The following is a 26,464-nucleotide window of genomic DNA, read 5'->3' as shown; positions in this document are numbered from 1 at the left end:
ATGAAAAAGAAAAGGATATTAGACAGAATAAAGTTAGGGGTTTTTATGTTGCTGGGGATTGTGCTGCTTACTGTACTAATCTTTTATATTGGTTCCAATCAGCAAATGTTCGGAACCAAAAGAAAACTTATAGCAAACTTTAAGAATGTAAGTGGATTGAAGGAAGGCAATGCTGTAAGATACTCCGGAGTGGAAATAGGTGCAGTTGAGTCCATCCAGATTATATCAGATTCAAACATTCGCGTTACTATGATGGTCGAAAAGAATTCCTCTGAATTTATTAAAAAGGATTCCCAGGCCAGCATAAGTAATGAAGGGTTATTAGGAACCAAATATGTAAAGATATCTGCAGGGACTCCTGAAGAGGTAAGCCTTAGCAGTGATGAAGAAATTTCGACCACTGAACCCTTAGATCTTGACCGGCTTCTGGCTGAGCTAAATCAAACAGGGACCAATGCCAAACATATTACTAATAATATTAACACCATAACCGAAAGGATAAATAATGGTGAAGGAACTCTTGGAACATTGCTTACAAATAAAGAACTATTGAATCAGGTCCAGGAAATGGTACTTGCATTTGAGCAAACAGGAAAAAAAACCAAACGAGCTTCTGAGAATATGATACAATTGACGGATAGTCTTAAAATTGCCAGTGGCAATGCTATAACTGCGTCATCTAATATTGTTTCATTCTCCCAAAAGCTGGATAATGACAGTAGCACATTGGGCAAATTCATTGCAGATACTGTAATGGCTCAGAATGTGGACAAAACCATGGGTAAGATAAATACAGTTGCCGATGATGTTGGTCTCACAAGTTGCCGAGTACGAAATAGCTGGATTATTCGCTTGTTTGGCAAAAACAACTAATTCACTGGTAATCTTTTGGTTTCTTTAATCAGAAACCTTCCTGATTCCTATTAATGTTTTAAATAGTAAATGAGGGATAGATGAACAGACGAAAAAAACAACAGGTAAAAGAAACCTTGACGCTGAGTTTGGGGGCAGTAGCTGCTGCAGGGGTAACTGCAGGCCTTGTATACTTATACAAGAAAAATGCTGAGCATTCGCCTCCACTCGATGTAGCTACCAATGTAGACCTTCAAAAATATTCCGGAGACTGGTATGAAATTGCCCGACTCCCGAATAGATTTGAAAAGAATTGTTATTCATCAAAAGCCAGCTATTCAATCAATGAAGACGGATCCATTAAAGTAGTAAATAGCTGCAAGGTTGAATCTACTGGTGAGAGTAAATCTGAAGAGGGCATCGCATGGCCTAAGGATCCATCTGATAATGCAAGATTAAAAGTTCAATTCTTCTGGCCATTTACAGCTGACTATAACATCATTGAAGTAGATCCCGATTATCAGTATGCCCTGGTTGGTACTGAATCAAGGAAATACTTATGGATACTGAGCAGGAAGCCTGAACTTGATCTTGAAACAACTAAAAGCTTGGTGGAGAAAGCAACCCAACAGGGGTTTGACACACTTGAACTAGTTTTCGCTAAAAATACATTCAGTTAAAATCTTAGGCAGGGTATATTTATCCTGCCTTTTCATTAACACTTGTTCCTGTATAAGGTTGTGTTATAGACTTTAAACTATTAGCATTATGATCCGCAAGATTGTTTGCCCTACTGACTATTCCGACAATTCACTGAATGCTATCAAGTATCTAAAAGACCTTGCTGCATTAAGCAATGCTAATATTGAGATTGTACATGTTCAGACACCCATACCCCATCCATTCTCAGCAGAAACAGATGATTTACTTCAAAACATTAAACATGAAAAGTTGGTACTTTGGGGAAATGTAACAGATGAAATCGTAAACGAAATTACTAAAACTCATGCAGATATAGTTGGAATAAGTAGCTTAGGAAAAAATAAAGAAGAAAATTTCTTTATCAGTAAAGTTACCTTGTCGATCGTAAATCAGTCTAGTTTCCCTATTTTAATTATTCCACCTGATGCTAATTTCCAAAGCTTTAACAGATTCTTATTTGTCAGTCATTTAAAGGATCAGAACTATCTTAGCTTCCGATGGATTGCAGAATTTATTCGTCCCTACTCAGGAAGGTTTGAAGTATTATATTTTTCCGAAGAAAGGCTTAAGTGGTATGAAAAAAAAGAGGTAGTAGCAAACTTTGAAAGTCTTCATCACTCTCTGAAAACTCCTCCTATTGACGTTCACATTAATGACTGCAGAAATGTACTCATACGTTTGGAAACCTTTGCAAGAGAACAAAGGGCTGATGTAATCTGTATTGAAAAATCAAGCAGAATATTTCAGATGATCATTGAACAGGATAATATTGACAAAATGCCTTGTTGTACTGATACACCTATTCTGATAGTTCCTACAATATGATTAGCAGTTAAAACTTATCAAACAAATGTATCCATTGCAGGATCTGTTTGAAAATTAAAAAATGATCTATTACAGTTTTCTGAGCTCTGTGCCCTAAGACTTCTCTTTTTTTAGGCTCTTTAAGCAGAGTATTCAAAACGTATGCTACATCCTCAGGATCCCTTGGGTTTTTAATAATTTTCCCCTGGATATCATCCATAATCTGCTCATTAATACCACAGGTATACCCTCCGATTACAGGCTTTTTCTTCCACATTGCTTCTGTTACAGTTAATCCAAATCCCTCTCTGATCGAGTTCTGAACAACTACAGAAGCGCAAAGTTGAAGGGCATTAACAATAAGATGGTTTTGTTTTCTCGACTCCATTGGCAAATTCAAGATTACAATATCCCTTTGAAGTGCAGGAGAAAGACTTTTATAATAATCAATAAGTTCATCCAGTACCTCTTCACCTTCCGGATCATCAGAAACATAAGTCGGATCAGGACCTGCCAATACTAGCTTAAGCATCTCCAATCGTTTGCTATGTCTGTGATTGAAATGATATGCACCATTAGTCTTAATCAATTCAAAACCCTTTATCAATTCCATAAATCCCTTTAGTCTGTCCCACCGACCTACCTGCAACGCAAATGGCTTATACAATAAACCAGGATCAGAGGGTGTAAATGGTCTGGAAAAGATTCCATCAGGGTGAAGTCTTTTAACCATATTACCGAAAGGTGGTGTAAGAACTGCTTGATAAGGCCTTGCCAATCCTGAATTACTAAGAATACCAACGGTTTTGTGAATTGAAAGATATCTGTTTTTATGATCCAAAGGATCAATTGTGGGGTGCATCACTGAAGCTCTCCCAGTTAAATGACCAGGAATATATGCTGTAGCAGAAAACACATTAAAGTTATAAAGTTCAGTATATGGATGAAGGAAGTCCCAGGCATTTTTTGTTTGCTCTGTATGCTCATCTATTCCTATATGACATCTCCAGATAAACTTCAAAGGAAGTTGTCCTTTCAAAAATTTTATCATACCAGCAGGCTGCGGATCATGAATCACCACAATATCATGGGGTTTTAATAATTTGAGCAAAGCTTCTGCATTCTCTTTATTTACTTGCTCGTACAATGCTCTTTCTTCTTCATAAACAAAGTCACAACAAACCCCGTGAATAAGATTATGAAGCTTTTTGGTAATATTAAAGAACTCCTTTTTATCAGATTCTGTAACAATCCAATCTGTATCAATACCGATCTGCCTAAACAAACTTATAAGTCGAGGCATCATCTCTGCAACTCCCCCGCCCTGGGCTGTCGAATTGATCATCCAGACTTTCTTTCCTTTCAGTTTTGGTACCAATACGCAAGCTTCACTTTGCAACGCCCTTAATCCGGGAGAGAGTGTTGCATATAAGTCGTAATCATCCAGCTTTACCCCTATATTAACATCAATCGTTTTTATCATCTGAATAGTAATGCGGAAATTCTCCTTTATCTGTAAAATACCCCACGGCTATTCAAATGTTTAGCAATCAGTTTCTCCGAAAATACGTATATCAGTAAATAAAAAAATATAAATTGCGAAATACTATCATAACCAAATCGTTACATAGAAAATCTGAATTATGAATTACACTACTGCTTCAAGTTTAAAGTTCTCGGAAGAAAAATCAAATGCATTTCCATTAGTACTCTTCCTGTTATTTATGGGAGTATGGCTATGGACTTTGGTAGACACCTCAGATATAAACAATTGGTTTCTTGAAAATACTCTGACCTTCATATTCGGTACTACACTGCTTCTTACATACAAAAAATATAGACTTTCTGATCTTAGCTATACATTTATTTTTATATATCTTAACCTTCACGTTTACGGAGCAAAATATACCTATGCCGAAAATCCCTTCGGCTTCTGGCTTCAGGAAATTTTGCATACATCAAGAAACCATTATGATAGAATCGTTCATTTTAGCTTTGGTTTCTTACTTGCATACCCTATGCGAGATCTGTTCAAAAATACATTTGAATTTCCTGACAAATACTGCTGGCTGCTTCCTGCTGAGATCACATTATCCTTTAGTGCAATGTATGAGCTAATAGAATGGGCTGTCGCAGATCTTTTATTTCCTTCTCAGGGAGCTGCCTATTTAGGTTCACAAGGAGATATATGGGATGCTCAGAAAGACATGGGACTTGCTTTCACCGGAGCTATTCTTATTTTGTTAATAGTATTCATTTGTCAAAAAATATTTGGTGGTGCCTCAAAGCAACATTCGTAAAATTTTAACCTATAGTATAAAAGCCAAAAGAGATCAGCTGTTTTGGCTTTTTTATTATAAATTTTTAAGATACACTTTAAAGGTGGTACCAACTCCCTCTGTGCTTTGAAGTTCAATTTTGCCGCCAGAATTCTCTATAATCCTTTTGATGATATACAAACCAATTCCACTGCCCTCCACATGCTGATGAGCCCGTTCAAACATATTAAAAATTTTATGCTGATTTTCCGGACTAATCCCCAAACCATTATCTGAAATAGTAAATAACACAAAGTCATCCGTAGATTCAGTGGATAAATGTATCTCTGGCCTTCGCTTAGAGGAAGAGTACTTCAATGCATTCGAAAGCAGATTATAAATTATACTCCTTAAGTTTTTCCTGGAATATTTTATGGTATCAATTTTAAAATCTGTTACAATAAGAGGATCATTACTAATCTTTATAAGCTCACTTATATCAAGAATAACTTCATTATAAATTTCGGAAAAAGTAAGCACTTCCGGCTCTATATTAAGACCCCTTTGTACTTTGCTTATTTCTGTCAAATCCTTAATTGTTGTTTTAAATCTTTCAATTGAGAAAAGCATCATATCAATTAAAGACTGCTGCTCTTCGTCAAATGACCCATCCATCATATATGCATGCAGAAGACCTTCAATGTTTGATATCGGAGCTTTAAGATCATGAGATGCTGTGTAAATAAAATTATCAAGATCATTATTAATCTTTAACAATTCCACATTTCTTAACTCAAGACTTTTCCGACTATCTGCAAGTTCTTTTTTAGCGATTTCTTCTTCAGATATATCCTGAATAATTCCACTGAATCGGTACGGTTCACCTTTCAGATCAAAATAAGTTCTGCCCTTTGCTCTTACCATGCGTTCCACCCCTGTTATCGGATGGAGTATAGTGCAAACGATATTAAATGCCCCTCCAGAGCTATATTCAAAGGATTGCTTTATTGCCTCTCTGACAGCCTCTCGTTCAGAGCTTACAACGTTATTAATAGCGTCTTCCAGATTTGTTTCTGTATTCAAAGGGATACCAATCCATTCTTTTAATCTCTTATTACTTTTAAAAACGTTAGTAACAGGATTGTACTCCCAGGTTGCTAGCTCAGCAGACTCTATTGCAAAATGAAGCTGATCCTTACTTTCTTTAAGGTTTATCGAATTAAGAACCTTTTCAGTAGTTTCATTACAGACAACCAATACTCCACTTATTTCCCCAGAATCACCTATTATAGGACTATACCCAAATGTCCAGTAAACATCTTCTAATTTTCCATTTCTGTAAATTGGGATAAGTTGATCTTCACTCCAGGTGGCTTCTCCCATAGTCATCACCTGAGTAATGAGCGGATAGATTATCGTCCAGATTTCCTGCCAGCAGTTCTTTCCTTTTTGTCCAAGCGCAAGAGGATGTTTTCCATTATTACCTAAACTAGGGCGATAAGCATCATTATAAAACTGTATAAGATCTTCTCCCCACCAAATGAACATGGGAAACTTAGACGACAGTATCATAGACACCATAGTTTTGAGACTCTGAGGCCACTGTTCTATTGGCCCTACCGAGGTTTTAGACCAATCAAATTTTCTGATGAGGGATACCATTTCCCCTTCCCCGGAAAGAAAGCCTGAGTGTTTAGATTTTTTATCCGGCGAAGGTTTGGTTGCCATTGATTTTGCGTTACTTGATTAAAATTAAAAAATACTCAGAAAGTTATACCAACGATATCTATCTAATATTAATAAAATTAATCCAATAATTAAATGACATTCAAGGAACCTGAACAGCAATTACATTGGATCCTAATAAGTTAAGATTAGGAAAAGCAAGTTTCCCAGTTTCTAAATCTGTATAAGCATTTGTAAAAATTGAACTTCCATAAGCTCTAAGGTATACAATTGATCCTTTTTTAAAGCCATATTTCTGTATGTCTCTAATGCTCTTGGTAAAAGTTTCACTTTCTGAAGCATATAAGCCCTCGCCCGCTTCATTAGTAAAGTAAAAATACTTGTCATTTACACCAAAGACCTTATCATAATTTTCATAAGATACCTTTGATGATTTGCTGGCAAAAATCAAATATCCACGAGGTTGCTCAGGAGTACCTGCAGGTGAAAGTTTTCCTGAAACCTTAATTTCTGAAAGAGAAGAATTTGTTGTGAATGTAAACATTTGTATAGCTGTAGTAGACGGCTGGCACAACTTAAATTTCTGATCTTTATTATTAAGATAAAATGGCATATTTCCGCTGCTCACATTAGGCACATAATACCTTATTACATTAAAGCCATCACCACTAAATAAGATATTTATTGAGCCTGCAGTTGTATAATTATAGAGAACAAACTTACCAGAAGTATCTGCGACAGCACTTGAATTAGAACCGTTCACTGTAGCAAATAATCTATGACCACTAGGGAGGTCATTTCCAAATTCATCATATCCGTCTGCATAACCGATAATTTGATTAACCGGATCAGGATCACGATCTGGCCTGCAAGACAATAATAAGATTAATGACAAAAAATAAATGATGTTCTTTTTCATATAATAAACAAATAATAAAAATAAATCTCTTAAAAATAATTGTTGTAAGGAATTTCAATAAAACAAACTAAATTAATTCACTACTTCAAAAGATTCGATGTCAAAATCACCGTTTACAAGAGTTAAATCAATTTGCCTGATATAGGAAAAAAGAATTTCCGGAGACACCTCCTTTTTAAACTTCTTAACACGGATTTTACCTGCATGCTGAGGTTCTGTAATTAATAACTTTTTATCAACTGCATAAACTGTAACTACCATGTCTTTATGATTCAGATAGATCCTCAAAGAAACAGGTTCGTATTGAAGAAGATTAATCCCCATTACAGATTCGGAAAAGGCATTAAAATCCATTGTTTCATTAAAATTCAATGATACAGCCCCCGCCATGTCATCATATCTTGTCTCGATCTTTGGGATATGCTTTTCCATTTCTCTCCTTTTTGCTTCTACTTCTAAAAGTAATAAAACTATAGAATTGTTCTAAATTCCATAGCATATTTACAGACTTCAGAACAATTAAGAAGTTCCCGGGTTGTTCCTATATCACATATAATTTTTCACGCCTAAACGTAATAACTTATGAAAGTGGTTTTCAGAATTATTTCAATTATAATCAGATGTGTGCTATTCGCTGTAATTTACTGCTTATCAGTAATTATATCAGAAGTATTATCAATATATCACATGGCAAAATTGATTTTACACCCATCAAAAAATCAGTTGGAACCTCAAAAAGCTCCTTTTAAAGCAAAAAATATTTAATTAAAACATTTGATAATTTTATCTTAGTCCGATGAACAACAATAGAGAAATTGGACAAACAAAATAAATTTATTATCCGTGAAATCTTAAGGGAAAAAGCCGAGCTTGGCCCCGGCCGTATCCTGTTTGAGTGTGAAGATAAGCTAACGGCAGAAAGAAAATTTAATGAATTACGGATTCTAAAAGTCAGAGAAAGCCACCTTTACGACCTACTACTGACTCTTTCAGATGAAAGAATTTTAATGGTTAATGAATACTTCTCTGATCAATTTGGGAAGGCACTTTTTAAGGAACATCCGGATGGGGATATTGAATATTTATTTGACCCTCTCGAATTTCAACTTCCAGTATCTGCCACAGACAAACAAATTCTCGAACTCATTAATAAAGGAAAAATAAGAACACATCTATTATTTGAATTTGCAGGTACACCTCCTTTATTTACCGTTGAAAGAAATCCTGATATTACTTTTTACAACAGTGGCAAAGTTTTTCGTATGCCGGATATTGCTTCAAAATGGTATTATCATTCAGAAAAAGAAGCACTGGAAAACACTATAAAACTATTTGAACTTGCCATCAGCAACTATGCCCTTAAACGTATTGAAGTAAAAGATTCGCAAACCTGCGCATGGAATCAGTTGTCATCACTCAGTGAAAATGGATTAATTGATTTTGATGTAAATCAGGGAATCATCTATATCAATGAAAGGCTGAACAGAGAAGAGACTAAGTTATTAATCTTTGCAACTAATCCTAAACCTTTTCTTATAAGACAAGCCACACTTGAAGAAGAGAAAGCTGACCATATAAAACATTTATAGTAAGCTTTCTCATTTCATAGCTTGCATCAAACTCCCATTTTAAAATTTTTGTAGAAAATTTTATCTAAAGTCCGATCAGACAATGACCTTGGCAAAATCCAGTTAATTACTTTCTGTGCTACTGGGGCATACCTCACAGAGGCCTGTCCTGTCTCGCTGGCTTTCAATATCACTTCAGCAATCTCCTCAGGAGCCATCCCTTTTTTTTCCTCTGTCAGTGCATAATCAATAAAATTTCTGTATGCCTTTTTATAGCCGGTATGATCAAATGCGTTCAACCTTGCAGCTTTACTCCAAATAGGAGTACGCACATTACCCGGGCCAATGATAATAACATCTATTCCATAAGGCATAAGCTCCCTTCTGAAACTTGCAGATATTGCCTCAACGGCATGTTTGGACGAAGCATATGCACCTAGAAATGGTGCTGATATTTTCCCGGCAACAGAACTGATGTTAATTATTTTTCCCGATCTATTTGAGCTCAGGTCTTTTACTTTCAGCATTGGCAAAAAAGCCCTTGTTACCTTGATCAGCCCTATTACATTTACATCAAATATATTCTGTATCTCCTGAATATCCTGATATTCAAGAGGACCAGCCAAGGCCATTCCAGCATTATTAATCAGACAATCAAGTGGGCGACCGTTCAGTTCTTTCCTTACAAATTCCGAACACTTTTCAATTTCATCCCATTTACAGACATCCATTACTAAAGGGTAAAAATTAAGACCGAATAAGGCTTTCAGGCTTTGAGCATCATTGACATTTCTTACAGATCCAAACACTCTATATCCCTTCGATAAATAAAGTCTGGCAGTAGCGTTTCCAATACCGGAAGAAACGCCGGTAATCACAACCGTTTTTTGAGTCATTGCTATTAATTTTGATTTAAGGCAAAGTAAAAGAAAGTACCCTGAAAAAATTTTGCCTTTTAGCAAAAACTCACCTATATCGCTTTCTTATCCGACTTAATGTATATTGACTAACCCCCAGGTAAGACGCGATAATATTCAAGGGAATCCTTTGCACAATTTCTGGCTGTCTTTCCATAAGCTTCTGATATCTGGTATAGGCATCATCCAGCACCATTTCATTACTTAGTTTTAGTTTCTCTAAAAGCGCTTTCTCTGTGAGCTTTCTTATAATACTATTCCAGTTTGAAATATTGGCAGCAAAACACTCCATTGCTTCTCTTGTGATCATAACCAGCTCCATATCTGTAAGAGCTTGAAGGTATTCTTTTGATGGAGTTTTATCATTAAAACTTGTCAGATCAACAGCAAAATGTCCTTCACCAATAAAATACCTGGTAAATTCTTCACCCATCTCATTAAAAAACTGTACTCTGATTATTCCCGACTTAACAAAACCTATCTTATTACAGATGGTACCCAACTCCAGAAAAAAGTTACCTTTTTTTAATTTTTCTGTATATAAAAAACTCCGTAAAATATCTTTACTATTTTCACTCAGAGGCTCGACCTGATCGAAAAACTTTATTAAACTCTCCATTAATTTCCAAGGAACAAATTCTATTCTTAATCCCCAAAATTTTTTGCCTTAAAAACGCTAAAACAATAAAGAGATGTAATACTAACTTATTAACTATACTTTCACATATTTATAGATTTTTACAGTTTTTAAGTTATAATTTTAACATAAATAAACTCAATTAATAACTTTTTAAATAACTACACTTAAAATTAAGACCTAATAAAATAAAATATAATTTTTTCATTAAAAACTAACACAATTATTACTATTATTATATAAATACCAAATCTGACAAAAGTAATAATCCATATAAATAATATAAAACAAATAATTGATTAACAAGTTTATTGGGGGATAATAATAAAAAAACTCCAAAAAAATTAGGATATATTATCCATAATGGCTAAAATTAAATTATTAGAAAATTAATATTTTTATGAAAGACAGCATCCAACTCAATGGCAATTCAATTTTCTCCTCCTACGATTCGGAGAAAAACCTTTATGATGAGGTCTTCGACCAAACCGGTAAGGTAAAAAAGTACTACCAGAAAGTTTTATCTTTATTCAACAAACTTACATTACAAGACTTAAAGAAGCTGAATGAATTTGCAAGGGCTTCCTTTTTCAACCAGGGAGTTACATTTGCTGTCTATTCGGATAATTTGAAAGGTGTTGAGCGGATCTTCCCTTTTGACTTATTCCCAAGAATTATCCCGTTAAAAGAATGGGAAAACCTGGAGAAAGGCATTATTCAAAGAAACAGAGCAATCAATATGTTTCTTTATGATATATACCATGACAGGAAGGTTTTAAAAGATAAAATCGTCCCCTCTGAACTTATATTTTCATCCAATTATTACCTGAAGGAAATGATTGGCTTCACTCCTCCTGGCAAAGTCTATACACACATTTCCGGAACAGACCTGATTAAGCACAAAGATGGAGAATATTATGTACTGGAAGACAATCTTCGTTGTCCTTCAGGTGTAAGCTATGTGCTTTCTAATAGAGAAGCGATGAAAAGAACTTTATCGAAAGTATTTTCAAGCTACAACATAAAACCAGTCCATGATTATCCGGAGCAGCTGTTATCCATGATTCAATCCGTAGCACCGGAGGGAGTAGATAATCCGACATGTGTCGTACTCACTCCTGGAATGTATAATTCTGCATACTATGAACATTCATTTCTTGCACAAAGCATGGGTATTCAACTTGTGGAAGGAAGGGATCTGTATGTCGACAAAAATTTTGTCTACATGAAAACCCTTCACGGAGCTAAAAGAGTGGACGTAATTTACAGACGTGTAGATGATGACTTTATTGATCCGTTATGCTTCAAAGCAGATTCCGTACTTGGCATCCCTGGATTAATGGGCTGCTACAGAGAAGGAAATGTGACTCTCATCAACGCACCTGGCACTGGAGCTGTGGATGATAAAGCTGTCTACACCTACATTCCTGACATTATTAAATATTATCTTTCAGAAGAACCAATATTGAAAAATGTACACACCTATCGCTGTGAGCTGGAAGATGACCTAAAGTATGTAATGGAAAACATGGAAAACCTTGTCGTAAAACCAGTAGACGAATCGGGAGGATATGGCATATTCATGGGACATAAATCTACAGCTGAGCAGAGAAAAGAGTTTCAGGATAGAATTAAAAGCAACCCCAGAAAATATATCGCTCAGCCTATCATGTCTTTGTCCGTACATTCGACCTTCATTGAAGAATCTGAGTTTTTTGAACCAAGACATATCGATTTAAGAAGCTTTTGCCTGATGGGTAAAAATAAAGACTTTGTTCTTAAGGGCGGGTTATCAAGAGTAGCTTTAAAAAAGGGAAGCCTTATTGTAAACTCCTCTCAGGGCGGGGGATCTAAAGATACTTGGGTATTAGAAGGTTAGTTATCATATGCTATCAAGAATCGCAAATAGCCTGCTCTGGATGGGACGTTACCTTGAGAGAGCTCAACATACTGCCCGTTATGTTAATGTTCATTATTTTTCTGCTTTGGATGCTCCTAATCTTTCCAAAAAGGAATATGTTCTGGATTCCATTTCATGCATGACAGGCCTCAGTTATGAATACGATGAAGATATTCTTAACCTCGAAGATCAGAATCTTATCTATAAGATTACCCTTGATGAGACCAATCCGGTTTCCATCAAATCTTTTATCAACAATGCAAGAGAGAATGCCAGAGGAGCCAGAGATATTCTCTCTTCAGAGCTTTGGGAATCTATCAATAAGTTTTACCATAGTGCAAATGCATATCAAGGCAAGACACTTACTGAAGAAGAGATACTTAGCTTTACTGAAATGGTCGTGCATCAGTGCGCTATTGTAAATGGTTATATTGATCACAGCCTCCTCCATGATGAGACATGGTCGCTTATACAATTGGGCATTCATACTGAAGCCGCTGGACAACTTACACGTATGCTGATAGCAAAGGTTCGTGACATTGAAAAAACAGAACAGTTGAAGCTCGGGAAAGCTATGGAAACTTATCAGTGTATTGCAATGCTAAAAAGTGCGGAAGGATATGATATGAGTAGGGTCCATTATAAATCGGTACCAAATCTGAAAAAAGCTCTAGAGTTTCTTATTCTTAATAAAGATTTCCCAAGATCCATTATCTTTAACCTGGAAGCAGTGAATAATTGTCTCCAGAAAATCAGTCTTGTGAAAGGTGAAGAAAAAGGTTCTGTGGAATTCTTTGCGGGAAAACTTCAGGCTTCATATAGTTACCTCACTATAGAAGAAATTCAGGACCAGATACTACCCTTTCTTGAGAAAACACTTGATAATTTATATAAACTGGGATCGCTGGTGGACCAGAAAATTTCTTAACATAAAAATATGTCTACGTATTTTGACATTGTATATCAGTCCATCAGCGAATATGAATATCCTGTTAAGGAAGCTTTTTTCGAGTTCATGATCTCGCCTTGCGAATGCGAGTATCAGTCATTGATTGAATTCCAGATAAAAGTTTCTACAGGACAAGATATTTTCAGTACTAAAAACAGTTTAGGATTTAATCAGATAAGAATAAGACCTGCAGGATATTTCAAAAATTTTAAATTGGAATATTCTGCAAAGGTCAGAAAAGAAGAACTTAATAATATTGATAACGTTAGACCTTCAGCTCATGAACAGTGGGCTGAAATAAACTCTACAAACTTTTACATAGAAAATTTTCTTTATCTCCACACTTCCCCTCTCACAATTATCCCCAAAGAAAATCAGAATGAAGTACTAATTTATAGAAGGAGTTCAGACCTGCTTGATTATTCCCTGGAATTAAACACTCATATACATAATCTTTTGTCCTACGAAAAGGAAGTAACCGATGTAAACACCACAGCTGCAGATGTTATACTGTTAAAGAAAGGAGTTTGTCAGGATTATACACATTTGTTCCTCGCAATGGCCAGAAGCAACGGACTTGCCTGTCGCTATATATCAGGGTATCTTGACCAAGGATCATCCTATACTGGTTCAGCAGGGATGCATGCTTGGGCAGAAGTTTATATCCCCGGTATGGGCTGGACAGGATTTGACCCTACCAATAACTGCCGTGTAAATATTCATTATATAAAAGTAGCCCATGGAAGAGATTATAATGATTGCAGCCCGATTAAAGGAGTGCTGCTTTCTATTGGAGAAAATAAAACATACCATATTGTACAGGTAAGCCAGCAACAGCAATAATATTAGAATTTAGAATAAATTATAAAATTTTGTTTATTACATTATATGACCTATTGTTTAGGAATTAAATTAAAATCAGGACTTGTTGCATTATCAGACACAAGAATAACTTCAGGATCAGAAACTACTACTGCAAAAAAAGTATATGTTTATCAAAAAGAAAGACACGCTGTGTTCATTATGACAAGCGGTCTGAGATCAGTGAGAGATAAAGCCCTTACCTACTTTAAAGAAGTAATAGAAGAAAACGAAGGCAAAAACTTCGACAAATTATATAAAGTTGTTAATGCTTTTGGTTCTCAATTAAGGAGGGTAGCCGACGAAGACAGGAGCTCACTTGAAAGATCCGGACTGTTTATAAACTTGTTTACCATAGTTGGAGGGCAGCTTGAAGACGATGAAGAGCATAAGCTATTTTTACTTTACCCTGAGGGTAACTGGATAGAAATCTCTACCAGCACCCCTTTCGTGATAATAGGTAACTCAGGTTATGGGAAACCTATTCTCAACAGAATTCTAACTTATGAAACAGATTTTAATGAAGCTTTAAAAGCTGGTTTCCTATCCTTCGATTCAACAAGAGTAAGTGCCAACGATGTTGATTTTCCTCTGGATGTAGTATTGTATAAGCCTGATACCTTTAATATGGTAGAGCATCGATATGAAAAAGATGACCTTTACTACATTTCAGCAAAATGGGAAGAAGAGTTGAGAGCGGCTTTGAAAAATCTTCCGGAAGACTGGGTAAGTGCTGCTTTGAGTAAATTTTAAAAATTATCATTTTCCTTTTAAACCCTTTTCCAATAAGGAAAAGGGCTATAAGGAAAATTAAACTAAACGATACTATTTTAGAAACGATATAGGATGCTTTTGATTGTATTTCATGATAAACATAAAAGTCTTAACATCCTTCTTTCCTTTATATTTATTATAATCATTTAATAGCTCGGCATCTTTTGAAAGCAGACTTACAAGCTGTTTTTTATTAAGCAAAAACACCTCTCCATTTTCAAAATTCATAATGTATTTATCAGCCTGAGTTTTTCTTCCCGGATCCATCATGTTTTTTCTCGTAATGTTGGTGTATGCATGAGAATAAAAAGCATCATTCAAATCCAGCATAGGAGAAATCTTTACAAAAAAGCATATACTGCCTATAATATCAAGTCTTGAAAAACGACCGTATGAGTTGCAATAAACCCTTCTCCCATCTGAATACCCCCAGTATTCTGTATTTTTCAGCAGCCTCAACTGACCGTTATCATAGATGTAAATTTTTTTATGGCTTAATAAGTCTTTAAAAAAATGAACGGAATTCGAATCCAGATCAGTTTTAACAGCAGAAAGCGGCAAGGGTGAATTATTCTTAAAATCTTCATAAGTAAGGTAAATCCCCCTTTTGAATTTAAACTCAGGTGTGTAAACTACCAGAGAATCTGCTGGATCAGCATTTACACAAATGCTATCCTGCCCCATAACGTTCAGGCTGATTAAGACTAAAATAGCTAGTAAGGTACTCTTCATAATTCAATCAAATTATTCCATTGGCTGGTTGGTAAAAGCTAACGAAACCAAAAAGATTAAATTATTTTTTACCCCTATTTCACATAACTATTTTCCAGATTCAGAAGGCGAATATCTTTATAGGGATGAGAGTCATCGAGCGAATATTCTATTACTCGGGTATTTGCAGTGGGGGTTAAACTTAAATCAGAATCATTATAGACTGGAAATTGCCTGACCAGGTGTTTTCCCTGAATAAAAAGAGAATCTTGCCCGATATATCCTTCCATAATCTTTGGGTTCGGTTCAGGAAAGGCAAGCTGAACGACCTCGTCACTGCCAAATTCAAAGCCAATAAAACTCCCTTTGGCATTATTGCCTCTGCCTATTACAAAAACATAAATTTCGGGAAGATTATTATTGTTGAGGTCACCAGTTTTTACTCCATAAACTTTTCCGTTGACTATCCTTATCAAAGTATCATTAAGCTCTGGTGATTTTATGATGATAGTTAACTTTTTCAAACTGCTTGTCCCTTTTACTGAAACATCAAACGTCACATCATTATAATGTAACACCTGTTCCAGACTTTCAGGTATTTCAGAGAAAGTAAAATATTGTTCCTGATTTCCCCGGCAGGAAAATAAGGTTACCCCAATCAGCCAAAAATAGACCTTCAACTTCATTATCAAGGAATTAATTAAAATCAGCTATAATTGTTTCCAGAGTTGGTATTCTTCAAGAAATATTACTTCCCTAACTAATCACTTATCCCTCTTGCCTTATCATTCCTTTGTCATTTTAAACTTATTTTATCATTTTTGTGAAATTAAATTTTCAAATAAATCCACTTATCAATGTCTAAAATAAATTTGTTTCTGACAGGCATTCTTTTCTTAGCAATAGCTTTTTCCTGCCAGAAGGTTGACCCTTCTAATGACCTTTCATTTGAGGAACAGGATGTTTATGTAACCAATCATGACAAAAACTTTGATTTCAATACAGTAAAAACTTATTCTATCAGAAATTCAGTTTCTCCTGTAAATCTCCTTACTGAAACTGCAATCCCAAATATCTCAGACACTGCTTTTATTTCTCTTATAAATACGAATCTTGCACAAAGAGGATTTATAAGAGTAGATAAAAATGCAAATCCTGATCTTATAGTAATTGTTTCTCGCTTGCTGTTTTACACAGGTGGAAATGACTTTTCTTACATCAATAGGGGGACTTACGCCGGACTTGCAAATCCGGATACAATTCTTTTCCCAAAACCGTTCTCAGTACCTTCAGACTTCAATAATCCAGCAGTAGTTAGTGGAAGTTTATCAATAGATATGGTCAATGTAAAAACATCAACCGACTCTCTAAATATTGTATGGAATGGAATTGTTGTTGGCGCCTTGACAAGTCCATTTCCCGGGACTGAGCAAAGGACAAAAGATGGTATCAATAGTCTATTCAACCAGTCACCTTATCTATTTGCAGGACAATAAATTCAATAAACACAAACAGACATAATACTCAAAATGAGAAAATATATTTTACCGGTCTTAATAGCCATAATACTTTTATCAGTTCAAAGCACTTGCAATGCTCAGGATAATATAAAAACCTTATTCTCCTACAACTATGGATTAGGCTTTGCTACAGGCGATTTAAAGTCCTATATAGACAAAAAATTATTTGATGGTTTTTCCATAGAAGGCAGATATTTTATCAATAAAAATATATCTGTTGGTTTGAATCTCGGATATAATGATTTCAGAAAATATTTTGACAGAGAAGTTTATTCTACAGGTAGTGGGAATATTTCCGCTGTTCAGACAAGATACTTTAATACAGTACCTGTGCTGGCAACAGGCTTCTATTATCTTAACTCAATATCAGCATTCAAGCCATACGCAGGTATCGGAGTGGGTGCATATGTAAGTAATTATCAGAAGTTTTATTCGACTTTAGAATCAAAACATACCAAAACCTGCTTTGGCTTACGTCCTGAGATCGGTACTCTAATAAAGTTAAAAAACGGTTTGGGCCTTATTGTTTCCGGAAGATATAACTATGCTGCATATTCCTATCAGGAATTCAGCAGTCTGAACTACTTCGAACTTAATTTCGGACTATCTTTTTCTATTGAAAAATAATTACACCTTTGTAAGTAAATAATAGAAATGAAGACCTCCTTCATTTCTATTATTTACTTAAGATTTTTTTACGAGTTCAGCATTTTTTTTATAAAGAAAAGTCCCCTTACTACTTCATACACAAACCATAACTGTAAGGATTAAACATATCCCTTTTGCTGGCAGTTCTTTTTACAGGTTAATGGCTATGAAGACTATCAGTATTGTTGGCGGTGGATTCTGCGGATGCATGCTCACATTGCACTTATTTAAAAAAAGACATTCTCAAATAAAAATACATCTTATTGAAAAGTCTGAAAAACTGTGTAGAGGAGCAGCATACTCAACCGAATTCAACTTTCATTTGCTGAATGTAAATGCTGGCAAAATGAGTGCTTTCCAATCTGATGAAGACAATTTTATTAACTGGCTGAAAGAAAATAAATATCCATATAACCATGAGGACTATGTCCCCAGAAAGCTTTATGGGAATTACCTTTCCAGTCTCCTTTACCGTGAATTAAACGAGAACCTTGATGCTATTGACATCCATACCGAAGAGGCTATTGACCTCACATTGGATAATGATAAAGCAATTCTACTGCTTGAAAGTGGAAAAAAAATTATCAGCGATAAAGTAGTCCTTGCCCCTGGAAACTTTCCTCCTCAATCAGACAATGATCCTTTTGAAAAGTACATTAATGATGGGATATATTTTACAAATCCCTGGGACCATAAAACGATCATTGATAAAATACATAAAGAAGAAGACATACTTATTCTTGGAAGCGGCTTAACAATGATAGATTTATGCACAACATTATTCTACAATTCTCACAAAGGAAAAATATATACTTATAGCAGACATGGCTTTTTACCAGCGGTGCATAAACCTGTGAATTTCTATCCTCCCTTTTACAATGAAATCCAAAAGGCAAGCTCATTAACTGAAGTTTTCTCCATAGTAAAAAAACATTTGCGGAGCCACAAACAGCAAGGAGGAGACTGGAGAGATATTATCGAAAGTTTAAGACCATTTAACCAGAAAATCTGGATGAGTTTTTCCGCTAAAGACAAGGCGCTTTTCTTAAAAAAATTAAACAGGTTATGGAGTATTTCCAGACATAGGATACCGCAAGAATATCAAATAACCATTAATGAATTACTAAAGAATAATATGCTTGAAATTCATTCAGGTACAATAGAAACGCTTGAAAAAAATGGCAGAAAATTAAATATAACAATCAGAAAAAATAAGCATGAACAACCAACAACAATTAGTGTACATAGAGTAATCAATTGTACAGGACCCCAATTAAACTATCTGAAATTACAAGATCCCTTGATTCAAAGCATGTTTCAAAAAGGATTAATTCACCCAGGTCCTCTCAATTTGGGCGTGGATGCTTCTGCTGACGGCAAAGTAAAAAATCATTACAATGAAAATATCATTTATGCTCTTGGCTCTCCCCTTACAGGAGTATTGTTTGAATCAACCGCAGTACCGGAATTACGATTACAAGCCGAAGTTCTGGCAGATATTTTATTATTCTCAGACCTTCCTGTTGAACAAAAAACGTATTGACTTTTCACAGTGGTATTTTAAAATCTAAAAGCCATTCAAAAATAATATTTTTTGTAAATTTGCGTAATCAGACAGCAGCCAATTAAGCTGGAAATCATCATGGAAATACATTTTCAGCTGTCTTGATTTAACAATCTTTTATGAAAAAAAATCTGATTTTCTATACCCTCTTTACCGGCGGCTTTTCTTTGTTAATTTGGTTTTTGCTTAATAACGGTAAACACCTGGAGGCACAAAGAATATTGCCACAATTGGCATCAACCCAAAATGACTCTATATTCTCTGGTCTGAACAGTAATGTGCATAATCCTCTCAGTACATTAATACTACAAATAACTATTATCCTGGTAGTTGCAAGAATACTGGGCTATCTGTTCCAAAAAGCCGGACAACCTTCAGTAGTGGGAGAAATAATCGCCGGGATAGTATTAGGTCCCTCTCTTTTAGGTTTATACTTTCCAGAAGCGTCTTCATTCATTTTTCCTGCAGCTTCTTTAGGCAACATTCAGTTTTTAAGTCAGATCGGGCTTATTCTGTTTATGTTTATTGTTGGAATGGAGATTGACGGGGCTACGATTAAGAATCAGGCTCATCAGGCAGTAATCATAAGCCATGCAAGTATTATATTTCCTTTTTTTCTCGGAGTTGTAAGTTCATTCTTTCTTTACAGCACTTTTGCTCCACCTACAATTCCTTTCGTGGCCTTCGCGCTATTTATGGGAATTGCGATGAGTATCACAGCCTTTCCTGTATTGGCAAGGATAGTTCATGAAAAAGGACTGAGCAAACATCCTATAGGGATGGTTTCCCTTACATGTGCAGCAGCAGATGATGTTACTGCCTGGTGCGTATTGGCTGCGGTAATAGCAATTGTAAAAGCAACTACTATTCTTTCTGCATTGCTCACGATAGTTCTTGCTATTGCATATCTTTTATTCATGCTGTATGTTATAAAACCAGGACTTAAGAAGCTTTTTACTGTGAAAGCACAAAATGGAGATATTAGTAAGTCATTAACAGGAATTATTTTTCTCGTACTCCTATTATCTTCTTATATCTGCGAAATCATTGGGATCCACGCCCTATTCGGAGCATTCATAGCCGGAGTAATTATGCCTGAAGAGCTTAATCTGAAGAAAATTATTTCCGAAAAAATTGAAGATGTAGCCCTTGTTTTGTTACTCCCTCTATTCTTTGTATTCACTGGATTGAGAACACATGTGAATCTTTTGAATAATCCCCAATTATGGATCGTTTGCCTGGGCATTATAGTCCTGGCAGTTCTCGGAAAACTTGTGGGTAGCGCACTAGCTGCAAGGATTACCGGGCTTTCCTGGAAAAGATCTTTATCTATAGGTGTTTTAATGAATACCAGAGGCCTTATGGAACTAGTGGTCCTTAATATTGGCTATGATTTGGGAGTGCTCAGCACGGAGATATTCACCATCATGGTGATTATGGCACTCGTTACCACATTTATGACAGGTCCCTTCCTGAATTTTATAACGAAAAACATTCCTGACCATGAGCTTGTAGAGAATGAAAAGACTGTTAATTCTATTGGCTAAATTATAAAATAACAATAGCAGCATCAAGCCAGTTGTACTGATAACCAAAAGAGTTAAAATATGGTTAGTCAGGATGAACTTATTGAGATACTTTCAGCATGTTCTGTAGTATGTAAAAAATGTGCAGCAGCATGTTTGGTAGAAAACAACTTTGAAAAGTATTCTATCTGCGCCAAACTGACTCTTGACTGTGCTGGTATTACAAATCTGACTGGAGAATTATCAGTAAGAGGATCATTAGTTCTCGACAAACAATTGGATGTATGTATTGATATCTGCAGGCTTTGTGCTGCTGAGTGTGAAAGACATCCTGAGATTTCACTTTGCAAGAGTTGCGCTCATATCTGCCATGATTGCCAGATAGCTTGTGAAAGCTATGCGCATCAGCACTCAATATAAAATAGTATACTTTTTATTTTCAAATTCCCCTAAGAAGATTTCCCATTTTCAAAAAAACCAATTTTATTTAGGTGAAACAAGTGTTAGATTCTGTCGTTTCAGAATAGACCGACTTGACTCTGAATTAAATACCTATGAAAAAATACTTTTCCAAAGACGTACTGCTAAACTACTTATATGGAATTCTTTCAGGAAGGCTACTTGGTTTTGTAGTCGGAACCTGGGCGAGTACATTAGTCTCTCATTTCTTTGAAACCAAAAGCTTTAAAAACCTTTGGGGATTGAGAGCAAAAAAAACAATCATCAGCAAATCCGCTTTTTCCGAGCTTGAATGGGTTGCATCGATATTAATAGGTTTTATCGTATTCGAAATATTTGAAAAAATACTTAAGGAAAAATTACAAACCCATGGACCTGTATACTACCGTAATACAATGACTTACCTGGAAGAAAAAGGTGTATTACAAAAAGTAAGGGAAGTGAAGCAGAAGATCTTAAAAAAATAAATCTCTGAAGACAAAAAAGGGCAAGGCTTTAAAAGCCCTGCCCTTTTTGCAGCAAACTATTTCATATGCTAATGCACAAAGATAAAGTTTGTAGCTTTATGTATCTCCTGGTCAAAATCAACCAGGTCATTACCTTCAACAATTTTTGCCTTGTATCCGAGTCCGCATAATACTTCCATACTTTTGGTTCTATTTTCGTTTTCGCCCAACTCACAATAGATGACGGGCTTGTATTTGTCTAATATCTCGCGAGCTCCTTCAAGAACTGCCCATTCAAAATGCTCTACATCCAGCTTAATAGCCACAATGTCTTGAGAAGCATGTTTGAGATGTTTGATACTATCCAGCTTTCTAAGCGGCACTGAAAAGGTTTCCCCTTCACTGCTTTTCGGAATAGCATCATGGATTACGTGACATAATCCCTGCATCTTTACAGAATTTACAACCGGCATTACCATGTCGATTTCACTATCTTCATTTCCCAAAGCCATTGGAAACACTTCAACATTATCAAGTTTAAACAACTCGATATTCTGATTCAATGTTCCCAGATTATATGGTATCGGCTCAAATGAATAAACAGTAGATTCTGGAAATTTTTTAGCAAGTGTTACTGTCATGAGTCCGATATTAGCACCTATATCCAGTATAATTCCATCCTTAGGGATAAGCTTGACAAAGTGAAGAAAATCTTTCTCCGCTTTATCTACCCTTAGCGAATAGATTTTATATAAGGAAAACAGGTGTAGATAATATCTGAATCCCAGTAGTTTTTGAAGATAAGCTTTAATAACCCTTTTCATCAACCCTCCTTTCATTAAAACTCTCATCATTAATAATAAGAATATTAAAATACCATTTGTTAATTAGGATATAGGATGAAGCTCCGCATTTCTTACTGAGTTTTGAAAAGATTGAAAAATAACTCCACAGAGGCCTGGTAATGAATAAATTAAAATCAGATTAAATTAAATATTTTGACTAACAATCCACATTACTTTAATGTTATCACCGGATTTCATTGGTCAAACTTTGCCTTAGATCAAAGAGCAACCAATCTCCTTCCTTCACCTTGGGGCCTTCGTTTTTTATAAGATTTAAAAAATCCTTTACACCTACAGGCTCATTTCCATTTCCATGAATCAATACAATACTTCCATCATAGGCTTTCTGTCCCTTAGCAAGCCATGCGTCTGTGCCAATAGGTAAAAGCCCAAATGTTGTTACTTTTTCATATAGGGATTTATCGGAAACAAGACCAGGAAACCTAAACATACAGGAAGGTACCAGTCCTTCTTCAATCATTTCCCTTTCTGTATCGAGTATTTCTTCACTTATGTTTGTACTCTTCTCCAATAGGAAATTTTCCTTAAGTGGTTCTCTTAAACTTACCCTATGATGAAAGCTGTGGTTGATCCATTCCACTGTCATCTTCTTCTCCCTTACCAGCCTCTTGAGCCATTCGAGATCTTCATGGTGTTTCTCCATCCATAAACCAGAGACAGAAATAGCAAGGGGAACAGGATGATCAAATTTCTCAAATTCTGATATTATTGAAGTAAATATTCTTTTATCAAGAGGCAAGTGAGAAGGACAGAGATCAATGGTAAGATCAATACCTTTCTGGTCAGGCATTACGTGTGTGATACCTGCATCCTGAAGATTACTGCTGTTTTTAATTGAACGATTGATTAATCTGATATAAGGTGAATCTTTAAATTCCCGATTCACTGATTCCCAGGAGAGCTTTTGAGTAGATCCCTCTGGAGCTAAGATTATGCCCGTATTCAATGTATTGGGATCGACTATTAAAAAATATCCTTTTCCCTCCAGTAGAAATTTCCGCAGAATGAGTTTCTTCTCTGATTTCCAATCAGGTTTATAGACTGCAAAGTATACCTGATATTCTTCCGGCCAACTATTTTTAAAGCTTACAGAGCATAAACATACTGAAACAAGCAGTAGAGAAATAAAGATTTTAATCAGCATATCTTAAATTTATATATATACATTTCAAGCAAAATGATGTTTATATATGCTGAAACAAAAAGAGGCGGATATACCGCCTCTTTTTCTTATAACTTATAACTTATTATTATTTACCACATATAGACTTAACCAAATCTGCCGCTTCTTTATCTCCAAGCTCTACGGCTTTTTTAGCATCGACGCATGCACTATCATCTCCTAGTTGCTCTTTGGCAACAGCCCTGTTATGGAACGCTTCACCATCTTTTGGATTTAACTCTATTGCTTTTGTAAAATCCGATAAAGCTTCCTGATCTTTCTTTAACTGAAGATGAAACAATCCCCTGTTGAAATAAGCCTGACTGTTATTTGGAAACTTTTCTATGATATTGTTATACTCTGAAACAGCTGATTTTACATCGCCGGATAAAAATTTTGAATGAGCTTTTTCAAAATAAGCATCATTAAACTTAGGATCAAGTTCAATAGCTTTATTATAATCAGCAATAGCAGCAGTAAAATCCTTCAATTCCCTTTTACAATTACCTCTGTTAAAATAGCTTACTTTATCATTAGGATCCAACTCTATTACTTTATCATAATCTGCAGATGCTTCAGCAAATCGGTACAAAGCACTCTTTGCAAACCCTCGATAAAAAAATGCATAGTTGTACTTAGGATACAACTCCACTGTCTTAGTAAAATCAGTTATGGCCTCTTCGTATTTTCCATATTCGTTTCTCGCTAAACCTCTTTGATAATATGCCTGGAAATTCTGAGGATCTTTGGATATCACTTTGGAGAAATCAGCGATAGCATCAGAATATCTGCTATAAAGATAATATTCATGACCTCTGTGGATAAGCGCTTCCACTCGGGAAGAGTCCTGCTTTAAAGCAGCAGTAAAATCTTCAATCGCTTCAGACCTCATTCCACTTTTGCTTTCCGCTATACCTTTTTTGATATACGCTTCTGTATAGTCTGGTTTAAGACGAATACAATTATTAAAATCCTCTATTGCACCCTCTATATCACCTAATTCAGACTTTGCTATAGCAGATACATAAAAGGCTTCATAGTTCTCTTTATCATTCTTTGCCAAAGATTCCGCTTTTTGCAGGGCTAACATATAATTACCCTTTTTCAGCTCTTCCAAAGCTTCCTTTTTTAAATCACTGAGTTGCTGGGAACTTAAATAGCCTTTCCAATATGTAAAACTGATATAATCAAGATTATCACCACCTGTAGCCAAAGATTTATTATCATCAGATATATTATCAAAACGAAGTACCATATATTCTTCACCTCCTCTTAGCCTTGCTACATAATAACTATGGCTCTTAATCTCTTTAACTAAAGCCGTTGCTTTTCCAGCTGAATAAATCTTTTGTATTTCGGCAAAAGAAACGGAAGCAGGGCTAGCTATCTCTGCTGCTACAAAAGAGGTTTGATTTTTACTTGTAAAGTTTAGTTTAAAAGCAGGCAGGTCAATACTATCAGTAAGATTTACAAGATCTTTTTCAGAATCGCTGTCCGATAAAAACTTCTGTTTATCGTTTTTGAAGTCCCAAGCAGCTGCACTTTTACCTTGCATATTATAAATTTTTCCTTCATATGATGGTACTTGAGCCAATGCACAAAAGGAGCTTAAACTAGCAATCGCTGCGATTATGGATAATTTAGTCATAAATTTGTACTTAATTAAGCAATAAGAAAAAGTATTTAACAGTTTGAAAATTAAGAAGAAATTCTGGTACTTAAAACAAATAATATTCAAAATACTCCTATAATACTTATGTGAGAGAAGCCTTAATAAAGAACACAGAACAATTTTTCCTCCTTACGGTTTGCCTTCTTATCTCTCATATAGAATAATTGATATCCATTTTTAAATCTATTTGATTATAATCCAAAACAGGCATAAATAAAGACTTTGACGATGAGTAATCTATTTAATCAAGTCTCATTGAATTGCAGCAAAGATCTTTCTAAGACTTATAGATCTGGCTTTTCTATTGGGATCCACGCATTAAGGCCGCAATTCAGGGAGAACATATATAGCATCTATGCATTCGCTACCTTAGCAGAAGAAATAGCGAACAGCCTTGAAAACAGAGACAAAAAAGAATTACTTTTAGACTATAGTAATGAAACTTATAAAGCTATTGAAAAGAGGTTCAGCTTGAATCCTATTCTCAATAGTTTTCAATTTGTAATAAACAAATTCCGAATTGATACAGCTCTGGTAAGCAAGTTTTTAAAAGGTATTGAATTAAATATCTATCACCTACCTGCCGATTTAAAAAATTTCGAACTATATGCTGCAGGCCCCTCGGAAGCTCTGGGTTTAATGGTTTTAAAAGTTTTATGTGATGGCAATCACCAATTATATGAAACACTTGAAACACCAGCTAAAAAGTTTTCTTCTGCAATCTTAAAGCTCAATAAGTTGAAAAATTCATCAAAGCATCAATATAACACAGGGTCAGCGATCGGAATCCATTCTGAAGGGCTTTCAGAAGAAGTGAAATTAGCTATGGAACTATCAATAGAAGCTGACCTTAAAGCAGTAAAATGCAACATAAAGAAACTTCCTCAAGGCAGTCGAAGAGCAATTTATATTGTATTCGCATATTACAATACTTTATTAAAAAAGATTAGAAAACTTTCCCTTGAAAAAATATTAATGAACAAAATTGGGATTTCATATAACAGAAAAATTATATTGGCCCTTGATTCTCTAATAAAACAGAGGTTGAACTTACTTTAAACTA

27 protein-coding genes are annotated in these 26,464 nt (G+C 35.2%); 16 read left to right on the top strand and 11 right to left on the bottom strand.

Going from position 1 to position 26,464, the window contains the following annotated elements:
* The 3 genes from K350_RS27805 (at position 1) to K350_RS0107000 (ending at position 2,379) form a co-directional block, all read left to right on the top strand.
* Positions 1–873, top strand: a complete 873-nt coding sequence (locus tag K350_RS27805) for an MlaD family protein (RefSeq protein WP_037574461.1) — start codon at positions 1–3, stop codon at positions 871–873.
* A gap of 80 nt (positions 874–953) precedes the next feature.
* Positions 954–1,532, top strand: a complete 579-nt coding sequence (locus tag K350_RS27800) for a lipocalin family protein (RefSeq protein WP_037574458.1) — start codon at positions 954–956, stop codon at positions 1,530–1,532.
* 88 nt (positions 1,533–1,620) lie between these two features.
* The gene (locus tag K350_RS0107000; protein ID WP_028979295.1) at positions 1,621–2,379 is read left to right on the top strand and encodes a universal stress protein; all 759 of its coding nucleotides are present in this window, start codon (positions 1,621–1,623) and stop codon (positions 2,377–2,379) included.
* Positions 2,380–2,386: 7 nt separating this feature from the next.
* Here the strand turns inward: K350_RS0107000 and K350_RS0106995 are convergent, their stop codons facing one another.
* Positions 2,387–3,841 carry a glycosyltransferase gene (locus tag K350_RS0106995; RefSeq protein WP_051312942.1) on the bottom strand — a complete coding sequence of 485 codons (1,455 nt, stop codon included), beginning with the start codon at positions 3,839–3,841 and terminating at the stop codon, positions 2,387–2,389.
* A gap of 160 nt (positions 3,842–4,001) precedes the next feature.
* Here K350_RS0106995 and K350_RS0106990 point away from each other — a divergent pair, with 160 nt between their 5' ends.
* Positions 4,002–4,658 carry a DUF2238 domain-containing protein gene (locus K350_RS0106990; protein WP_028979293.1) on the top strand — a complete coding sequence of 219 codons (657 nt, stop codon included), beginning with the start codon at positions 4,002–4,004 and terminating at the stop codon, positions 4,656–4,658.
* Positions 4,659–4,712: 54 nt separating this feature from the next.
* On the opposite strand, the gene K350_RS0106985 is transcribed toward K350_RS0106990, so the two are convergent.
* The 3 genes from K350_RS0106985 to K350_RS0106975 form a co-directional block, all read right to left on the bottom strand.
* Positions 4,713–6,344: a sensor histidine kinase gene (locus K350_RS0106985; RefSeq protein WP_028979292.1), complete on the bottom strand. Its 1,632-nt coding sequence runs from the start codon at positions 6,342–6,344 to the stop codon at positions 4,713–4,715.
* Between the two features lie 100 nt (positions 6,345–6,444).
* A complete protein-coding gene (locus K350_RS0106980) occupies positions 6,445–7,221 on the bottom strand; it encodes a hypothetical protein (RefSeq protein WP_028979291.1) in 777 nt (258 codons plus the stop codon).
* Positions 7,222–7,293: 72 nt separating this feature from the next.
* Positions 7,294–7,653, bottom strand: a complete 360-nt coding sequence (locus tag K350_RS0106975; protein WP_028979290.1) for a hypothetical protein — start codon at positions 7,651–7,653, stop codon at positions 7,294–7,296.
* A gap of 383 nt (positions 7,654–8,036) precedes the next feature.
* Here K350_RS0106975 and K350_RS0106965 point away from each other — a divergent pair, with 383 nt between their 5' ends.
* Positions 8,037–8,810 (top strand): hypothetical protein, encoded by a 774-nt coding sequence (locus K350_RS0106965; protein WP_028979288.1) that lies wholly within the window; start codon positions 8,037–8,039, stop codon positions 8,808–8,810.
* Between the two features lie 26 nt (positions 8,811–8,836).
* On the opposite strand, the gene K350_RS0106960 is transcribed toward K350_RS0106965, so the two are convergent.
* The gene (locus tag K350_RS0106960) at positions 8,837–9,685 is read right to left on the bottom strand and encodes an SDR family oxidoreductase (RefSeq protein WP_037574454.1); all 849 of its coding nucleotides are present in this window, start codon (positions 9,683–9,685) and stop codon (positions 8,837–8,839) included.
* A gap of 70 nt (positions 9,686–9,755) precedes the next feature.
* Positions 9,756–10,325, bottom strand: coding sequence for a Crp/Fnr family transcriptional regulator (locus K350_RS0106955; protein ID WP_028979286.1), 570 nt, complete (start codon positions 10,323–10,325; stop codon positions 9,756–9,758).
* A 418-nt stretch (positions 10,326–10,743) separates the two neighbouring features.
* Between K350_RS0106955 and K350_RS0106950 the strand changes: the two genes are divergently transcribed.
* Genes K350_RS0106950 through K350_RS0106935 form a run of 4 tightly spaced genes read left to right on the top strand, consistent with a single transcriptional unit; the run spans position 10,744 to position 14,806 of the window.
* A complete protein-coding gene (locus tag K350_RS0106950; RefSeq protein WP_037574452.1) occupies positions 10,744–12,222 on the top strand; it encodes a circularly permuted type 2 ATP-grasp protein in 1,479 nt (492 codons plus the stop codon).
* A gap of 7 nt (positions 12,223–12,229) precedes the next feature.
* Complete coding sequence (locus K350_RS0106945) at positions 12,230–13,171, top strand: alpha-E domain-containing protein (protein WP_028979284.1); 942 nt, start codon at positions 12,230–12,232, stop codon at positions 13,169–13,171.
* A 9-nt stretch (positions 13,172–13,180) separates the two neighbouring features.
* Positions 13,181–14,035, top strand: a complete 855-nt coding sequence (locus tag K350_RS0106940; protein WP_028979283.1) for a transglutaminase-like domain-containing protein — start codon at positions 13,181–13,183, stop codon at positions 14,033–14,035.
* Between the two features lie 45 nt (positions 14,036–14,080).
* A complete protein-coding gene (locus K350_RS0106935) occupies positions 14,081–14,806 on the top strand; it encodes a proteasome-type protease (RefSeq protein WP_028979282.1) in 726 nt (241 codons plus the stop codon).
* Positions 14,807–14,878: 72 nt separating this feature from the next.
* Here K350_RS0106935 and K350_RS0106930 read toward each other — a convergent pair whose 3' ends face one another.
* Positions 14,879–15,559: a hypothetical protein gene (locus tag K350_RS0106930; RefSeq protein WP_156026962.1), complete on the bottom strand. Its 681-nt coding sequence runs from the start codon at positions 15,557–15,559 to the stop codon at positions 14,879–14,881.
* A 74-nt stretch (positions 15,560–15,633) separates the two neighbouring features.
* Positions 15,634–16,224, bottom strand: a complete 591-nt coding sequence (locus K350_RS0106925; RefSeq protein ID WP_028979280.1) for a hypothetical protein — start codon at positions 16,222–16,224, stop codon at positions 15,634–15,636.
* 171 nt (positions 16,225–16,395) lie between these two features.
* On the opposite strand from K350_RS0106925, the gene K350_RS30900 reads away from it, so the two are divergent.
* From K350_RS30900 to K350_RS0106895, 6 genes are all read left to right on the top strand, one after another.
* Positions 16,396–17,034, top strand: coding sequence for a DUF4136 domain-containing protein (locus K350_RS30900; protein ID WP_051312941.1), 639 nt, complete (start codon positions 16,396–16,398; stop codon positions 17,032–17,034).
* A gap of 33 nt (positions 17,035–17,067) precedes the next feature.
* Complete coding sequence (locus K350_RS0106915; RefSeq protein WP_028979279.1) at positions 17,068–17,685, top strand: outer membrane beta-barrel protein; 618 nt, start codon at positions 17,068–17,070, stop codon at positions 17,683–17,685.
* 187 nt (positions 17,686–17,872) lie between these two features.
* Complete coding sequence (locus tag K350_RS0106910; RefSeq protein WP_162144140.1) at positions 17,873–19,249, top strand: FAD/NAD(P)-binding protein; 1,377 nt, start codon at positions 17,873–17,875, stop codon at positions 19,247–19,249.
* Between the two features lie 140 nt (positions 19,250–19,389).
* The gene (locus K350_RS27790; RefSeq protein WP_037574665.1) at positions 19,390–20,817 is read left to right on the top strand and encodes a cation:proton antiporter domain-containing protein; all 1,428 of its coding nucleotides are present in this window, start codon (positions 19,390–19,392) and stop codon (positions 20,815–20,817) included.
* Positions 20,818–20,877: 60 nt separating this feature from the next.
* Entirely contained in the window at positions 20,878–21,216 is a 339-nt protein-coding gene (locus K350_RS27785; RefSeq protein WP_051312940.1) for a four-helix bundle copper-binding protein, read from the top strand.
* A 134-nt stretch (positions 21,217–21,350) separates the two neighbouring features.
* Positions 21,351–21,722: a hypothetical protein gene (locus K350_RS0106895; RefSeq protein WP_028979277.1), complete on the top strand. Its 372-nt coding sequence runs from the start codon at positions 21,351–21,353 to the stop codon at positions 21,720–21,722.
* Positions 21,723–21,790: 68 nt separating this feature from the next.
* Here K350_RS0106895 and K350_RS0106890 read toward each other — a convergent pair whose 3' ends face one another.
* The 3 genes from K350_RS0106890 to K350_RS0106880 all read right to left on the bottom strand — a co-directional run bounded on the left by K350_RS0106890 (position 21,791) and on the right by K350_RS0106880 (position 25,377).
* Positions 21,791–22,525: an FkbM family methyltransferase gene (locus K350_RS0106890; protein ID WP_162144139.1), complete on the bottom strand. Its 735-nt coding sequence runs from the start codon at positions 22,523–22,525 to the stop codon at positions 21,791–21,793.
* Positions 22,526–22,730: 205 nt separating this feature from the next.
* Positions 22,731–23,711: a polysaccharide deacetylase family protein gene (locus K350_RS0106885; RefSeq protein WP_051312939.1), complete on the bottom strand. Its 981-nt coding sequence runs from the start codon at positions 23,709–23,711 to the stop codon at positions 22,731–22,733.
* 106 nt (positions 23,712–23,817) lie between these two features.
* Positions 23,818–25,377: a tetratricopeptide repeat protein gene (locus K350_RS0106880; RefSeq protein ID WP_051312938.1), complete on the bottom strand. Its 1,560-nt coding sequence runs from the start codon at positions 25,375–25,377 to the stop codon at positions 23,818–23,820.
* Between the two features lie 279 nt (positions 25,378–25,656).
* Between K350_RS0106880 and K350_RS0106875 the strand changes: the two genes are divergently transcribed.
* Entirely contained in the window at positions 25,657–26,460 is an 804-nt protein-coding gene (locus K350_RS0106875; RefSeq protein ID WP_162144138.1) for a phytoene/squalene synthase family protein, read from the top strand.
* Positions 26,461–26,464: the final 4 nt, after the last annotated feature.

The sequence above is a fragment of the Sporocytophaga myxococcoides DSM 11118 genome (assembly GCF_000426725.1).
Taxonomy (GTDB): Bacteria; Bacteroidota; Bacteroidia; order Cytophagales; family Cytophagaceae; genus Sporocytophaga; species Sporocytophaga myxococcoides.
This window is presented reverse-complemented; position numbering and strand designations above follow the sequence as displayed.

Bases quoted from the DNA above. Each gene is read 5' to 3' on its own strand.
- K350_RS27790 (WP_037574665.1), top strand. From the start codon at position 19,390: ATGAAAAAAAATCTGATTTTCTATACCCTCTTTACCGGCGGCTTTTCT.
- K350_RS0106955 (WP_028979286.1), bottom strand. From the start codon at position 10,325: ATGGAGAGTTTAATAAAGTTTTTCGATCAGGTCGAGCCTCTGAGTGAA.
- K350_RS0106950 (WP_037574452.1), top strand. From the start codon at position 10,744: ATGAAAGACAGCATCCAACTCAATGGCAATTCAATTTTCTCCTCCTAC.
- K350_RS0106925 (WP_028979280.1), bottom strand. From the start codon at position 16,224: ATGAAGTTGAAGGTCTATTTTTGGCTGATTGGGGTAACCTTATTTTCC.
- K350_RS0106945 (WP_028979284.1), top strand. From the start codon at position 12,230: ATGCTATCAAGAATCGCAAATAGCCTGCTCTGGATGGGACGTTACCTT.
- K350_RS0106940 (WP_028979283.1), top strand. From the start codon at position 13,181: ATGTCTACGTATTTTGACATTGTATATCAGTCCATCAGCGAATATGAA.
- K350_RS0106910 (WP_162144140.1), top strand. From the start codon at position 17,873: ATGAAGACTATCAGTATTGTTGGCGGTGGATTCTGCGGATGCATGCTC.
- K350_RS0106885 (WP_051312939.1), bottom strand. From the start codon at position 23,711: ATGCTGATTAAAATCTTTATTTCTCTACTGCTTGTTTCAGTATGTTTA.
- K350_RS0106975 (WP_028979290.1), bottom strand. From the start codon at position 7,653: ATGGAAAAGCATATCCCAAAGATCGAGACAAGATATGATGACATGGCG.
- K350_RS0106990 (WP_028979293.1), top strand. From the start codon at position 4,002: ATGAATTACACTACTGCTTCAAGTTTAAAGTTCTCGGAAGAAAAATCA.
- K350_RS0106960 (WP_037574454.1), bottom strand. From the start codon at position 9,685: ATGACTCAAAAAACGGTTGTGATTACCGGCGTTTCTTCCGGTATTGGA.
- K350_RS0106895 (WP_028979277.1), top strand. From the start codon at position 21,351: ATGAAAAAATACTTTTCCAAAGACGTACTGCTAAACTACTTATATGGA.
- K350_RS0106985 (WP_028979292.1), bottom strand. From the start codon at position 6,344: ATGGCAACCAAACCTTCGCCGGATAAAAAATCTAAACACTCAGGCTTT.
- K350_RS27805 (WP_037574461.1), top strand. From the start codon at position 1: ATGAAAAAGAAAAGGATATTAGACAGAATAAAGTTAGGGGTTTTTATG.
- K350_RS0106935 (WP_028979282.1), top strand. From the start codon at position 14,081: ATGACCTATTGTTTAGGAATTAAATTAAAATCAGGACTTGTTGCATTA.
- K350_RS0106930 (WP_156026962.1), bottom strand. From the start codon at position 15,559: ATGAAGAGTACCTTACTAGCTATTTTAGTCTTAATCAGCCTGAACGTT.
- K350_RS0106995 (WP_051312942.1), bottom strand. From the start codon at position 3,841: ATGATAAAAACGATTGATGTTAATATAGGGGTAAAGCTGGATGATTAC.
- K350_RS0106980 (WP_028979291.1), bottom strand. From the start codon at position 7,221: ATGAAAAAGAACATCATTTATTTTTTGTCATTAATCTTATTATTGTCT.
- K350_RS0106880 (WP_051312938.1), bottom strand. From the start codon at position 25,377: ATGACTAAATTATCCATAATCGCAGCGATTGCTAGTTTAAGCTCCTTT.
- K350_RS30900 (WP_051312941.1), top strand. From the start codon at position 16,396: ATGTCTAAAATAAATTTGTTTCTGACAGGCATTCTTTTCTTAGCAATA.
- K350_RS0106915 (WP_028979279.1), top strand. From the start codon at position 17,068: ATGAGAAAATATATTTTACCGGTCTTAATAGCCATAATACTTTTATCA.
- K350_RS0106890 (WP_162144139.1), bottom strand. From the start codon at position 22,525: ATGAAAAGGGTTATTAAAGCTTATCTTCAAAAACTACTGGGATTCAGA.
- K350_RS0107000 (WP_028979295.1), top strand. From the start codon at position 1,621: ATGATCCGCAAGATTGTTTGCCCTACTGACTATTCCGACAATTCACTG.
- K350_RS27800 (WP_037574458.1), top strand. From the start codon at position 954: ATGAACAGACGAAAAAAACAACAGGTAAAAGAAACCTTGACGCTGAGT.
- K350_RS27785 (WP_051312940.1), top strand. From the start codon at position 20,878: ATGGTTAGTCAGGATGAACTTATTGAGATACTTTCAGCATGTTCTGTA.